This is a genomic window from Sphingopyxis sp. LARHCG72, assembly GCF_052871675.1.
Genome location: NZ_JBIXJU010000005.1, coordinates 220,389 through 234,461 on the forward strand (window position 1 = coordinate 220,389; position 14,073 = coordinate 234,461).

11 protein-coding genes are annotated in these 14,073 nt (G+C 64.1%); 3 read left to right on the top strand and 8 right to left on the bottom strand.

Annotated features, from left to right (window positions below; all coding sequences use genetic code 11):
* Positions 1 to 8: 8 nt before the first annotated feature.
* The 3 genes from lpdA to ACIPPQ_RS13295 are packed head-to-tail and all read right to left on the bottom strand — an operon-like array spanning position 9 to position 3,053.
* Entirely contained in the window at positions 9 to 1,406 is a 1,398-nt protein-coding gene (lpdA, locus tag ACIPPQ_RS13285; protein ID WP_446544552.1) for a dihydrolipoyl dehydrogenase, read from the bottom strand.
* A 25-nt stretch (positions 1,407 to 1,431) separates the two neighbouring features.
* Positions 1,432 to 1,740 carry a hypothetical protein gene (locus ACIPPQ_RS13290; RefSeq protein ID WP_446544553.1) on the bottom strand — a complete coding sequence of 103 codons (309 nt, stop codon included), beginning with the start codon at positions 1,738 to 1,740 and terminating at the stop codon, positions 1,432 to 1,434.
* Positions 1,740 to 3,053 (bottom strand): pyruvate dehydrogenase complex dihydrolipoamide acetyltransferase, encoded by a 1,314-nt coding sequence (locus tag ACIPPQ_RS13295; protein WP_446544554.1) that lies wholly within the window; start codon positions 3,051 to 3,053, stop codon positions 1,740 to 1,742. The genes ACIPPQ_RS13290 and ACIPPQ_RS13295 overlap by 1 nt, the downstream gene beginning before the upstream one ends.
* 175 nt (positions 3,054 to 3,228) lie before the next feature.
* Here ACIPPQ_RS13295 and ACIPPQ_RS13300 point away from each other — a divergent pair, with 175 nt between their 5' ends.
* A complete protein-coding gene (locus tag ACIPPQ_RS13300; protein ID WP_327454899.1) occupies positions 3,229 to 3,681 on the top strand; it encodes a universal stress protein in 453 nt (150 codons plus the stop codon).
* 9 nt (positions 3,682 to 3,690) lie between these two features.
* Here the strand turns inward: ACIPPQ_RS13300 and ACIPPQ_RS13305 are convergent, their stop codons facing one another.
* A complete protein-coding gene (locus ACIPPQ_RS13305) occupies positions 3,691 to 4,080 on the bottom strand; it encodes a hypothetical protein (RefSeq protein ID WP_446544555.1) in 390 nt (129 codons plus the stop codon).
* Between the two features lie 118 nt (positions 4,081 to 4,198).
* On the opposite strand from ACIPPQ_RS13305, the gene ACIPPQ_RS13310 reads away from it, so the two are divergent.
* Complete coding sequence (locus ACIPPQ_RS13310) at positions 4,199 to 4,981, top strand: helix-turn-helix domain-containing protein (RefSeq protein WP_446544556.1); 783 nt, start codon at positions 4,199 to 4,201, stop codon at positions 4,979 to 4,981.
* Positions 4,982 to 4,987: 6 nt separating this feature from the next.
* On the opposite strand, the gene ACIPPQ_RS13315 is transcribed toward ACIPPQ_RS13310, so the two are convergent.
* From ACIPPQ_RS13315 to phaR, 4 genes are all read right to left on the bottom strand, one after another.
* Positions 4,988 to 7,306 carry a ribonuclease R family protein gene (locus tag ACIPPQ_RS13315; RefSeq protein WP_446544557.1) on the bottom strand — a complete coding sequence of 773 codons (2,319 nt, stop codon included), beginning with the start codon at positions 7,304 to 7,306 and terminating at the stop codon, positions 4,988 to 4,990.
* Positions 7,307 to 7,352: 46 nt separating this feature from the next.
* The gene (locus ACIPPQ_RS13320) at positions 7,353 to 8,081 is read right to left on the bottom strand and encodes a hypothetical protein (protein ID WP_446544558.1); all 729 of its coding nucleotides are present in this window, start codon (positions 8,079 to 8,081) and stop codon (positions 7,353 to 7,355) included.
* Between the two features lie 143 nt (positions 8,082 to 8,224).
* Positions 8,225 to 9,751 (bottom strand): proline--tRNA ligase, encoded by a 1,527-nt coding sequence (gene proS, locus ACIPPQ_RS13325; RefSeq protein WP_446544559.1) that lies wholly within the window; start codon positions 9,749 to 9,751, stop codon positions 8,225 to 8,227.
* Between the two features lie 43 nt (positions 9,752 to 9,794).
* Entirely contained in the window at positions 9,795 to 10,334 is a 540-nt protein-coding gene (gene phaR, locus ACIPPQ_RS13330) for a polyhydroxyalkanoate synthesis repressor PhaR (protein ID WP_446544560.1), read from the bottom strand.
* Between the two features lie 359 nt (positions 10,335 to 10,693).
* Here phaR and ACIPPQ_RS13335 point away from each other — a divergent pair, with 359 nt between their 5' ends.
* The gene (locus tag ACIPPQ_RS13335) at positions 10,694 to 14,062 is read left to right on the top strand and encodes a TonB-dependent receptor domain-containing protein (RefSeq protein ID WP_446544561.1); all 3,369 of its coding nucleotides are present in this window, start codon (positions 10,694 to 10,696) and stop codon (positions 14,060 to 14,062) included.
* Positions 14,063 to 14,073: the final 11 nt, after the last annotated feature.

Here is a 14,073-nt window from a genome sequence, read left to right on the forward strand (position 1 = left end):
GTCCGGCCCTAGATGTGGAGTGGACGCCCGAATGCGGCGAGCACGCCTTCGTGCATCGTTTCGCTGAGCGTCGGGTGCGGGAAGACGGTGCCGATGAAATCATCCTCGACCAGTTCGGCGGTCTTGCCGATCGTATAGCCCTGAATGAGTTCGGTGACCTCGGCGCCGATCATGTGCGCGCCGAGCAGCTCGCCGGTCTTCGCGTCGAACACCGTCTTGGTGAAGCCCTCGGCCTCGCCCAAGGCAATCGCCTTGCCGTTGCCGATGAAGGGGAAGGTTCCGGCCTTGACCTCGTAGCCGAGTTCCTTCGCCTTCGCTTCGGTCAGGCCGACGCTGGCGATCTGCGGGCGGCAATAGGTGCAGCCGGGGATATTGCGCGGGTCCATCGCGTGCGGATGGCCGCCTGCGATCGCCTCGACTGAAATCACCGATTCGTGCATCGCCTTGTGCGCGAGCCACGGCGGCGCGGTGACGTCACCGATCGCCCAGATGCCGGGAACGTTGGTGCGGCACATCGCGTCGGTGTCGATATGCCCCTTGGTCGTCTTCACGCCGAGCGCTTCGAGCCCGATATTCTCGGTGTTCGGGACGATGCCGATCGCGACGATCGCGTGGCTGAACTCGGCGCTTTCGACCTTGCCGTCCTTGGTCTTGATCTTCGCGGTGACGCCGGTCGCAGTCGCCTTCAGTTCCTCGACCCCGGCGCCGGTGAAGATCGTCATGCCCTGCTTCTTGAGCGATTTTTCGAGGAAAGCCGACACATCGGCATCCTCGACGGGGACGAGGCGGTCGAGCATTTCGACGACGGTCACGTCGACGCCCATGTCGCTGTAGAAGCTCGCGAACTCGATCCCGATCGCGCCCGACCCGATGACCAGAAGCTTCTTCGGCATTTCGGGCGGCACGAGCGCGTGGCGATAGGTCCAGATGCGCTTGCCGTCGGCGGGCGCGAAGGGCAGGTCGCGCGCGCGGGCGCCGGTCGCGACGATGATATTTTTCGCGGTGAGGGTTTCGGTGCCCTTCTCGCCCTTGACCTCCATCTTGCCGGGCGCAGTGAGCTTGCCCTCGCCCATATGCACGGTGATCTTGTGCTTCTTCATCAGGAAAGCGACGCCTTGGCTCAGCTGCTTCGCGACGCCGCGGCTGCGCTTCACGACCGCATCGATGTCGGCGCTGATCTGCTGCGCGATCAGGCCATAGTCGCCGGCATGCTGCATATAATGATAGATTTCGGCCGACCGCAGCAGCGCCTTGGTCGGGATGCAGCCCCAGTTGAGGCAGATGCCGCCGAGATTCTCGCGCTCGACGATCGCGGTCTTGAGCCCGAGCTGCGCGGCGCGGATCGCTGCGACATAGCCGCCGGGTCCCGAGCCGAGGACGATGAGATCGTAATTGGTGTCGGCCAAGCGACTATTCCTTTCCGCGAATTATCTACGTTGAAACCACTGCCCATGCGCCCGCCACCAAAGCGGGGGCGAGCCACAGACTGCCAAGCCCCACCAGCATTGCGCTGGGTCCGCTCCGGCGGAGACGAAGACCGATGAACGCGGCTATCACGCTCCACAAACCGATCCCCAATATCCACGGCTTCCAGCGCGCACCGCCCGGTTCGCCGAGCATTTGCGGCGTGACCACCATCAGCGCCACCAATATGCCCGCCCCCAAGAATGCGAGCAGCAGGCCGAGCGCCGATTGGCGCGACCCGAGATAGTCGGGCAACGCCTGGTCGCTGTCGTGCATCAGGCCACCAGGCCCAGCGGGCTTTCCACCAGTTCCTTGAAGGTCTTCATCAACAGCGCGCCGTCGGCGCCGTCGATCGCGCGGTGGTCGAAGCTGCCGGTTGCCGACATCACGGTCGCGATCGCGAGCGCATCATCGACAATATACGGCCGCTTCTCGCCCGCGCCGATCGCCATGATCATCGCCTGCGGCGGGTTGATCACCGCGGTGAACTGCTTGATCCCCATCATGCCCATGTTCGAGATCGAAGCGGTGCCGCCCTGATATTCGCTGGGCTGGAGCTTGCCTTCTTTTGCCTTCGCAGCGAGTTCGGACATTTCGGTCGAGATTTTCGACATCGACTTGCCGCCCGCGTCGGTGATGATCGGCGTGATCAGGCCGCCCGGGATGCTCACCGCGACCGAGATATCGGCGCGGCTGTATTTGCGCATCACATCGCCGCCGAAGCTGACGTTGCACGAAGGCACGCGTTCGAGCGCGACCGCGAGCGCCTTGATCAGCATGTCGTTGACGCTGAGCTTGACGCCGCGGCTTTCGAGGCTGGCGTTGAGTTCGCCGCGCAGCTTCAGGAGCGCGTCGAGGCGGATGTCGACGGTGAGGTAGATGTGCGGCGCTTCCTGCATCGACTGGCTGAGGCGGCGTGCGATCGTCTTGCGCATGCCCGACAGCTTTTCATCCTCGTGCGGGATACCGAAATCGGGGATCGCGCCTGCAGCTGCCGGAACTGGTGCGGCTGCCGGAGCGGCCGCGGGTGCCGTCGCTGCGGGCGCCGCGGCAGCGGCAGGCGCAGCCACGCCTGCGGCGGCGCCATCGAGATCATCCTTGACGATACGCCCGCCGGGGCCGGTGCCCTTGACGGTCGACAGGTCGATCCCGCGCTCGGCGGCGAGGCGCTTGGCGAGCGGGCTCGCCTTGATGCGGTCGCCCGATGCGGCGGGAGCGGCCGCCGGCGCGGGGACAGGTGCCGGAGCAGCAGTCGGCGCAGGCGCGGCGGCGGGCGCCGGTGCTTCGGCCTTCGGTTCTGCAGCGGGTGCAGGTGCCGGTGCGGCCTTGGCGCTGCCCGCATCCTCACCTTCGCCCGCGATCACGGCGATCACGGTGCCGACCTTCACATTGTCGGTGCCTTCGGCGACGAGAATCTGGCTGACGACGCCTTCGTCGATCGCTTCGAACTCCATCGTTGCCTTGTCGGTCTCGATCTCGGCGAGCAGGTCGCCCGATTTGACCGTATCGCCTTCCTTCACCAGCCATTTGGCGAGGGTCCCCTCCTCCATCGTCGGTGAAAGGGCGGGCATTTTGAGTTCGATCGGCATCGTCGGATTTGTCCCTCTTGAACCTTGAAGGCGAGTCTTGCAGGCACGGCCTGCCGCTACGGATTGTTCCCTCGCCTTAAGCCTTGCTTCGGTCAAGGTCCAGCGGGCCAAACTTGCGTTTCATACGAATGTGACGCAGTCTTGGCCCCAAGCAAAAACACGAGGGGTCGGGGCGATGCGGACATATCTGGTGGTGATCGACGACAGCCCGGAGGCGTCGCTGGCGTTGCGTTTTGCGGCGCGGCGCGCGGCACGGACGGGCGGCGGGGTAATCATCCTTGCCATCATCCCGCCGCAGGATTTTGTCGCGTTCGGCGGGGTCCAGGCGACGATCGAGGCCGAGGCGCGCGAACATGCCGAGGAGCTGGTGGCGACCGCCGCCGATGCCGTGATGCAGGAAGGCGTCACGCCGCAGAACCTGATCAAGGCGGGCAAGCCCGCCGAAGTGGTCCGCGAAGTGATCGGCGCGAGCGACGAGATTGCGGCGCTTGTGCTCGCGACCGCGGCATCGGGCGCGCCGGGGCCGCTGGTTGCGCACTTCACCGGACAGGATGCGGGAACCCTCCCCTGTCCGGTGATGCTGGTGCCGGGCGGGATCGATATCTCCCGCCTCGATGCGCTGAGTTAGCGCGCCGCGTCAGACGACGAGGGTGCGCGGCACGCCGGCGTCTTTCCATTCGAGGATCGCAAAGCCGAGCACGGCAAAAGCCTGCGCGATGACGACCGCGATGCCGAGTGCGGTCATCTGTGCGCCAAAGGTCGCGACGACCGCAAAACTTGCCGCAACCCAGCCGAGGTTGCCGAGCGCGATGAGCTTGACGAGCGCGGCACTCGGCACGGCCTGCCGCGCCGCAACGATCATCAGGAGTGCTGCGGCGAGGCAAATCCAGCCTCCGATAGCGACGACGTTTGCGGGCAGGCCGAGCAGCGCACCGACTGGGGCGGCGGCGAGCAGGCCGATAGCGAAGACACCCGTGCAGGTGATGGCATCGGCGATGAGGATGTTCTCGAGATTGAGGATCGACATGTTGGTTCTCCTTTCGACCCGCCCCAATTGAACCCGAAAAGGAATGCCGTCGATTACGCCTGAGGTAATGGAAAAACCGAAGGCCGGGGTATAGCTCGCGTTACGAAGGAGAATGACGATGAAACCCGCATCGCTTGGCGAACAGCTCCGCGAATGGCGCGTCCGGCGCCGGATGAGCCAGATGGACCTCGCGCTCGACAGCGAGATTTCGACGCGGCACCTGAGCTTTATCGAAACAGGGCGGTCGCGGCCGAGCGCCGCGATGTTGCAGCGGATCGCCGACTGCCTCGAAGTGCCGCACCGCGCGCGCAACGCGCTGCTGCTCGCCGGCGGCTACGCCCCCGACTATCAGGAACGGCCGCTCGACAGCGCCGAAATGGCGGGAATGAAGGCGATCGTCGAGCATGTGCTGAAGGGGCACGAGCCCTATCCCGCGCTCGCGGTCGACCGGCACTGGAACATGGTGGCGGCGAACAGCGCGGTCGAGATCCTTGCCCGGCTGGCGGCGCCCGAACTGTTCGTGCCGCCGGTGAACGTACTGCGGATCGCGCTGCACCCCGACGGGCTCGCGCCGCATATCGCCAATCATGGCGAATGGCGCGCGCACCTGCTCGAACGGCTCGACCACCAGATCGAAGCGAGCGCCGACGCCGGGCTGATCGCGCTGCGCGAAGAGCTGGCCGGCTATCCTGCCAGCGCCGACGCGCACGACGGAAGCGAAGCGAACGGGATCGCGGTGCCGCTGATCCTCGAGACGCCGTTGGGGCAAATTCGCTTCGTCTCGACGGTGACGATCTTCGGGACGCCGGTCGATATCACTTTGTCCGAACTGGCGATCGAAGCCTTTTTCCCGGCGGATGCCGAAAGCGCGGCCTTGTTGCAGGCGCTGGCAACACAATAATCCAACCTAGCGCCGCTTGCCCTTGTGCTTGATATTCGCGGGGCGGCCGCGCTTGCCGACCATATGCTTGCCGGCCTTGTCCTTACCGGTCGCCTTCCCTTTCACTCCGTCGCGGCGCGGCGGGCGGGCGCGGAAGCCGCCTTCGGGGGCGTCGGGAAGTTCGAAGCGCAGCGCGCCGCTGACCGGATTGGCGTCCATCAGGCGAAGGTCCAGCCGCTGCCCGACGGTGTAGCTCACGCGGCCATGCTCGCTGTCGAGGCTGCGCGCGGCCTCGTCATAGAAGAAGCGTTCGCTGCCCAAGGTCGACACCGGCACCAGCCCGTCTCCACCAAGCCCGTCGACGGTGGCGAAGAAGCCGAAGGGCTGCACCCCGGTGATCCGCGCCGCGACAATTTCTCCAGCCTTGCTCGCGAGATAGGCCGCGACATAGCGGTCGACTGTCTCGCGCTCGGCCTCCATCGCGCGACGTTCGAGCGCGCTGATCGCTTCGCCAATGCGCGACAGCCCCTTTGCGTCGGCCTCGCCCAAACCGGTGCGTGCGGGCAAATCCTTGGGCTTTCCGGGTACTTCGAGCTTGTAGCTGTCGACGAGCGCGCGATGGACGATCAGGTCGGCGTAACGGCGGATCGGCGAGGTAAAATGCGCGTAGCTGCCGAGCGCGAGACCGAAATGGCCCGCGTTGGCGGGGCCGTAATAGGCCTGCGTCTGGCTACGCAGGATCGCCTGCATGATCTCGGGCAACCGGTCGTCTTCGGAAAAACCGTCGATCAGACGGTTGAATACGGCGGGCGTGATCACCTGCCCCAGCGCGAAGCTCTGCTCGAAGGTTTCGAGATAATCTTTCAGGCCAACGAGCTTTTCGCGGCTCGGCGGTTCGTGGATGCGGTACATCACGGGGGATTTCTTGGCTTCGAGCGCCTTCGCCGCGGCGACGTTCGCCGCGATCATATAATCCTCGATCAACCGCATCGAATCGAGCCGGTCGCGGACGCGGATTTCGGCGATGCTCCCCGCCTCGTCGAGGATCACCTGGCGTTCGGGAAGGTCGAGATCGAGCGGCGCGCGGGCTGCGCGCGCCTTGGCGAGAAGTGCCCAGCAGGCCCACAGGTTCCGGAGCGTCGGGAGCACATCGGCGTCCCATTCGTCGCGCGACGCATCGGCATCATAGGCCGCCTGCGCATGTTCATAGGCGATGTTCGCGCGCAACCGCACCAAAGCGCGATTGAAGCGCCATGACGTCACCTTGCCATGTTTGTCGATGACGAGATGGCACGCCATCGCCGCGCGGTCCTGCCCCGCTTTCAGCGAACAAACGCCCGCCGACAGCGTTTCGGGAAGCATCGGGACAACCTGGTCGGGAAAATAGACGCTGTTGCCGCGCCGCCGCGCCTCACGGTCGAGTTCGCCGTCGGGGCGGACATAGTAGCTGACGTCGGCGATCGCGACGATCGCGCGGAAACCGCCCTTGTTGCCCGACTCGTCGTCGGGGACGGCCCAGACGGCATCGTCATGGTCACGCGCGTCGATCGGATCGATCGCGACGATCGGCAAATCGCGCAGATCCTCGCGCCCGTCGGGGGTGAGCGGCAGTTTCGCGGCCTTTTCGGCCTCGGCAATGGTTTCGGCGCCAAAGACATGCGGGATTTCGTGCCGGGCGATCGCGATCATGCTCAGCGATTTCGGCGCGAACGGGTCGCCGATGCGGTCGACGACCTTCGCCTTGATCGCGGGTCCCCGTCCCGTCAGCTCCGCACGCACGAGGTCGCCGATATCGGCGCTTCCCTTGTCGGCGACAGCAAAGTCATAGCGCGCGCGCTTGTCGGCGGGACGGAGCCAGATCATCGGCTTGCCGCCGGGTCCCACATCCTCGACGAGCACCCCGATCACCATCTCGGCGCTCGCCGCGAGGCGCTTCATCGGGTGCGCGACATGGCCGTTCCCACGTTCTTCGGTGCGCGCGAGGATGCGATCACCGACGCCGAGCGCGCCCTTTCGCCCCTGTTCCATCACGCGTAGCCGCGGCGCCGGCCCGGCGGCTTCCCAGCGGTCGGGCACAGCCCAGACGTTGCTGCCTTCGATCGCGACGACGCGCAGTGCGGTGACGCGCGGCAGTCCGCCATGTTTGTGAAACGCGCGCCCGGGGGCCAGGTCGACGAGCCCCTCGTCGGTCATATCCTTGAGCAGCGCCTTCAGCGCGATCTTGTCGTTGCCGTGGAGCGCGAAATGCTTCGCGATCTCGCGTTTGCCGACGGCGTCCTTGCTCTCTTCGATGAAGCGAAGGATCTGCTGGGGCGTCGGCAGTCCGGTATATTGTTTGCGGGCCATCACCCGCGGATAGGGGGTAACGGGCGGCCCGTCACCCCCATCCGGATCAATAGGGCGAAATGTCGATCACCTGACCCGAAGGGCTCGCTTTGCAGGTCGAGCGATAATGGCCGGTCGCCATGGTGAACTCATAATTGCCGCCACCCGTGGTACGCTGGCTGACCGCGACGCTGCTACCGCCCGGCGCATTCTGATACTGATCGGCACGCCGCTCGCACGCAGCGCGCGCCGCATCGGGACCACCCCGCGCATAATTGCGATTTGCCATACGGCGGTTCGACGCTTCCTGTTCGCCGGCCATGAAGCCGTCGTGATAGCCTTCACTGTCGTTGCGATCATATTGGGCGCCGTAGAGGCCGTCATTATAGCCGCGCGAATAGTCGCTGTCGTGGTTGGCGTCGCCATCGCCATGCTTCTTTTTGTGACTGGCGAGCGCCGCGATCAGGCCGACCGCGGCAATCGCGCCGACGGCTGCGGCGGCATTTCCGCCGCCGCCATGGCCGCAATTGCTGGAATCGGTCTTGTCGACGTTGGCGTAACGCCCGTTAGAAACGACCACGCTCACGCAGGTGTTCGTGCCGCGGTTCCACCAATATTGGGCGCCGCCGCTGGTCTTCGCCATTTCGTAGCCACGCGATTGCATCGCGGTTTCCGCCCCTGCTGCACGCGCGCCGACGAGGTCGGAGACGTCCGACGGCGGCTTCGCGGCGGCGGGCGCGATGCTGCCGAACAGCATGGCCGCAATGATCGTCGAACCGGCAATCTGTCTCTTCATGACCTTTTCCCCTGTCAAAACGCCTGAAATAGAGATGCGCCCCGCCGCGGCCGGGTGCATCGCCCGTGCCTTGCGGGCACAATCCTACCAGATTTATGACAGAGGCCGAACCGGTTTTGTCGCCGGACTGCCTGTAATTTTCGTCAGTAGGTCCGCCCGATCAGCACGCGTTCGACCGCCGGCTCGCCGGTGAAGAAACAGGCGCCGTCGGCGGCCGCAGCGTCGAGCGGCGTGTTACGCATCGTCAGCTTGAGCGCCTTCAATTGCTCGACGATCTTGTCGAGCCCAGCGCCCGTCGGGCGCGCCCACTGGACCTCGACCCAGCCGGTAAACTTCTCGTCGCCGGCGAAATGCGCCTTGAGGTCGGTGACGTCGCGGCGAATATTGGCGTGAAGCCGCGCGTGCGCCTCGGCATGAAGGTTCGACTGGATATCCGTAAGGGTCGCGACCGCGTCGGCCACGAAGTCGCCCTTGGCGATGAACGCCGAATTGAGCTTGCCATCATCCTTGTAAAGCCGATCACGGCGGATCACCGCGACATTGCCGCCCGCGACGTCGCGCGGCCCCACTTCGACGATGATCGGCGCGCCTTTCTTGACCCAGCCCCAGCGCTTGGTCTGCGCCTTGTTCGCGCCGGTATCGAGCAGCACGCGGACGGGCTCGCGGAAGGCGTCGAGCGCCTTCAGCTGGCTTTCGAGGTCGCGGCAATAATCGAGGATCGCCTGATCCTCCTCATTATCGCGCAGCATCGGCACGATCACGAGCTGGTGCGGCGCGATGCGCGGCGGACAGCGCAGCCCGTCGTCGTCGCCATGCGTCATGATGACGCCGCCGATCATCCGCGTCGACGTGCCCCAGCTCGTCGTGTGGCACAGGCTGTGACCACCGTCCTTGTCCTGGTAGCGAATGTTCGCCGCCTCGGCGAAGCCGGTGCCGAGATAGTGCGAGGTGCCGGCCTGCAAGGCCTTGCCATCCTGCATCATCGCCTCGATCGAATAGGTCGCGACGGCGCCCGGGAAGCGCTCATGCTCGGGCTTTTCGCCCGCAATCACCGGCATCGCGAGCACATCTTCGGCGAACGCGCGGTACATTTCGAGCGCGCGCAGCGTCTCGACCATCGCATCGTCGCGGTCGGCGTGCGCGGTATGGCCTTCCTGCCACAGGAATTCGCTGGTGCGCAGGAACATGCGCGTGCGCATTTCCCAGCGCACGACGTTCGCCCACTGGTTCACCTTCAGCGGCAGGTCGCGCCAGCTCTGCACCCAGCGGCTCATCGCCGAGCCGATCACCGTTTCCGACGTCGGGCGAACGATCAGCGGCTCTTCCAGCTTCGCTTCGGGATCGGGGACGAGCTTGCCCTTGCCGTCCGCGATCAGGCGGTGGTGGGTGACGACTGCCATTTCCTTTGCAAAACCATCGACATGGTCGGCTTCCTTCTCAAAGAAGCTCAAGGGGATGAACAGCGGGAAATAGGCGTTCTGGACCCCCGCATCCTTAATCGCGGTATCCATCACCTTTTGGATGCGTTCCCAGATGCCATAGCCCCACGGCTTGATCACCATGCAGCCGCGAACGCCCGATTCCTCGGCGAGGTCGGCTTCGGCAATGACATCCTGATACCAGGCCGCGAAGTCGGCCTGCCGGGTTACGCTGAGCGCATGTTTGACCATGATAGTTTGTATTTTCCGTAGCTGGGGCGCCGTGGCGGCCCGATTATTTCTTTTTGGCGAGCTCGGACTTGAGCTCGGCGATTTCGGCCTTGAGCGCCGCAATTTCGGCGTCCTTGGACTTGCCGCCGCCGGCGCCTGGAATAAAGGCGCCCGCCGCCTGCTGGAACATCTCCATGTTGCGGCGGGTGAGTTCGGCGAGCGGGTTCGACCCCAAAGCGCCTTCGAGCGCCGAGCGGACATCCTGTTGGTTCTTGCGGAACGCGGTCATCGAGGCTTCGAGATATTGCGGCACCATCGACTGCATCTTGTCGCCGTACATACCGATCAGGTGCCGAAGGAAATTGACGGGCAGCAAGGTTTCGCCGCGCGTTTCCTCGTCCATGATGATCTGCGTCAGGACATTATGCGTGATATCCTCGCCGCTCTTGGCGTCGACGACGCGGAAATCGCGGCCGTCGCGGACCATCGTGCCGAGATCCTCGAGAGTGATGTAGCAGCTGCGCTCGGTATCGTAGAGCCGCCGGTTGGCGTATTTCTTGATCGTGACGACGTCATCCTCCGTCGCCCCCTTGGACTTCGCCATCTTGACCCGCGCTCCTGCATTCCGGTGTCGACGACCCGCCGCGCCGGATATTTGATGGCCGTCGCATTAGCATCAATCCATGATGCGCCGCAACATGCGCCACGCCCGGACCGCCATCGCGGCGAGATGATTCGCTACGGTCACCTTTGTAATGCCGCTAGTCGAGGCGACCTGGGGCCCGGTGCGCAAACGCCAGGCCGGAGAAATCGCGAAGACGATGAACGTAACTTAGTTTCAAAAGAAATCAGATTTCTGGTATTTCCATTGCTTGAAAGCGCCGCACAAGGCCGTTCCTTTCGCGCGGCGGAACTTTGATTCCACGCGCGGCCGAACATCGGCGCACCGGACCTGTTGCGAAAATGCAACAGCGCCGCACCAGAGTCTCGCGACCGTCAGAAAAAATTCATCAAGGGCTTGTGCCTTCGAAATTTTCTGTCTTTCTGGAAAGTAATCCGTTCATCCCACTCTTTGAACGGCTAACCGGGGAATACATCATGAAAAAGACTAGCCTGCTAGTGCGGGGCTCTGCCCTGACGCTTGCCATGTTCAGCGCCATGCCCGTCATGGCCCAGACTGAAGTCGCAGCCGCCGACGATGCCGCGACCGAAACCAAAAGCGAAGAATCGGGCATTATCGTCGTTACTGGCTCGCGCATCGCGCGCCCCGTCAATCTGGACAGCCCGGTACCGGTCACGTCGGTCAGCGCTACTGAACTGCTGGACCGCGGCGAAGTGTCGCTCGGCGATGCGCTGAACCAGCTCCCCTCGATGCGCTCGACCTTCAGCCAGGCCAACTCGACCGCCTTTATCGGCACCGCGGGCCTGAACCTGCTCGACCTTCGCGGCCTCGGCACCGAGCGCACGCTCGTTCTGGTGAACGGTCGTCGCCACATCACGGCGCAGCCAGGCAACTACAACGTCGACGTCAACACCATCCCGCGCGAACTGCTGGAGCGCGTTGACGTGGTCACCGGCGGCAACTCCGCGATCTACGGGTCCGACGCCGTCGCCGGCGTGGTCAACTTCATCATGAAGAAGGACTATGAAGGCATCCGCCTGCGCGGCCAGGGCGGCCTCACCACCTATGGTGACCGCGGCTCCTATTCGCTCGGCGTTGTGGCGGGCAAGAACTTCGGTGATGGCCGCTTCAACATTACCGGTGCCTTTGAATATGCCAAGAGCAACCCGGTCTTCTACACCGACCGCGATTATCTGGGTGCCTACACCGGCGCGCCGGGCTTCATCACCTCGCAGATCACGACGGCCCCCAATCGCAATTTCGACGGCATTCCGAACACGTCATTCGTCGACGGCAATCCGGGCGTCACATTCGGCAACATTTCGCTCGGCGGTTATGTCCTGACCAGCTGCCCTGCGGCGGCTGCGGGCAATACTGCCCAGCGCGACCTGGTCTGCACCGGCCAGCTCACGCCGACCGGCGGCCGCATCAACTATAACTATGCGTTCCAGGCCGACGGTACGCTGGTTCGCGACGATCCGTCGCGTGGTCTGGTTGACAACCGCGCCATCGGCGGCGGCGTCCTCGGCGGCCTCAGCGCCACGGGTGGCGAAGGCGCCATGCTGCTTCCGGGTCTCGAACGCTATGCGGCGAACCTGATGTTCAATGCGGAACTTTCGCCCGCTTTCCAGCCGTTCATTGAAGCGAAATATGTTCGCGTGACCGCGACGCAGCAGTCGACGCAGCCGACCTTCATCGCGTCTACGCTGCCGGCGACCTTCAGCATCAACAACCCGTTCCTGACGCCGCAGGCGCGTGCAACGCTGGTGTCGATCCTGAACCCGGGTGCGACGACCTTCACGATGCAGCGCTTCAACAACGACTTCGGCACCCGCGCCGAAGACCACAAGCGCGATACCTATCGCATCGTGGCCGGCGTCCGCGGCGATCTCGGCTCGGCGTTCAACCTGTCGTACGAAGCAGCGTTCAACTATGGTCGTACCGAGACCTATTATGAAACGGGCGGCAACGTTCATCTGCAGCGCTATCGCAATGCCATCGACCCCGTTATTGCGCCGGCCGGTTTCGGCGGAACGAATTTCGCGCTGAACTCGCAAGGCCAGCGCCTGGTTTGCCGCATCAACGGCGACGCTAGCACGACCAACGACGATGCCGGCTGTATCCCGCTCAACGTGTTCGGCAACGGGGCACCTTCGAAGGAAGCGCTGAACTACATCCTGCACACCTCGTCGCGCAAGCAGTGGGCCGAGCAGATCAACGCACAGGCGTTTATCTCGGGCAACTCGGGTTCGTTCGAGCTGCCGGGTGGACCGATCGGCTTTGCGCTCGGCGTCGAATATCGTCGTGAAGACGCCTATTCGGCCTATGACTCGGTGACGCAGTCCGGCGCGACCTTCCTCAACGCTTTCCAGCCCTTCGAGCCGCCTGCGCTCGAAGTGAAGGAAGCGTTTGGCGAAATCCGCATCCCGCTTCTCGCCGACGCACCGCTGGCGCACGAATTGACGGTGGAAGGTTCGGGCCGCGTGTCGGATTATGGCGGCAACACCGGAGCGGTGTGGGCGTATAACGCCGGCGCGATCTGGGCTCCGATTCCCGATATTCGCCTGCGTGTCAGCTATGCCAAATCGGTGCGCGCGCCGAATCTCAACAACCTCTACGCAACGCCAGGTGTGACGTTCCAGAACGGCCTGACCGATCCCTGCGACCAGGCGGGCGGGACAAACGCGAACAACAACATCACGTCGAACCCGAACCGTGTGCGCAACTGCAGGGACGCCGGCATTCCCACGACCATCACCTATACCGATGGTAGCGGTCAGACGACGACCATTCCGTGGGTCAACGTTCCGGGTTCGGGCGTCGCCGGTATCAACCGCGGCAACCCCAACCTGGTTCCGGAAGTCGGCAAGAGCCTGACCGCCGGCGTCATCCTCCAGCCGCGGTTCATTCCGGGGCTGACGGTGTCGATCGACTATTACGACATCAAGGTTGAAAACGTGATCTCGGGCCTGACCGGCCAGGCGATCATCAACCGCTGCTATGACGACCCGACGGGTATCAACAACGTCTTCTGTGACGCGGTTACCCGCCGCACGTCGGGCGACAACCTCATCAACGGCACGTTCGATGGTCAGTCGAGCCGCCGTCTGCAGAACACGCCCGACATCACGCTGCCCTCGGGTGGCTCGGCATTCTTCAACCAGCCGTTCAACTTCGCGGCCCTGAAGACGTCGGGTATCGACGTGGATGCCAGCTATACCCGGACGCTCGGCGCCGACACGCGCCTGTCGCTCCGCGGTATTGTCAGCTACCTGATCCGCCGTGAACAGTTCACGTCGATCACCAACCCGGATTTCTCGACGCGCCTGCACGGCACGCTGGGTGACCCGGTTTGGGCTGCAAGCTTCAATGCGAACCTTGACTTCGGCAGCTTCAACTTCGGCTATAACATGCGTTATGTCGGCAAGATGGTCACGTCGGGCCTGGCCTGGGAAACCTTCTTCCCGCATCAGGACCGGACGCCGACCAACCCCGATGCGCGTCCGTTCGCGCAGTACAAGGCGCAGACCTACCACAATATCCGCGCAGGCTTCGACATTAACGAGAATTTCGAGTTCTACACGGGCGTGGACAATCTGTTCAACAACCTGCCGCCGTACGACACCGTCGGCAATGGTTCGATTGCGGGCGACTCGATCTACCCGAACACCGGCCGGTTCTACTACGCTGGTTTCCAGGCCAAGTTCTAAGGAACCTGTCC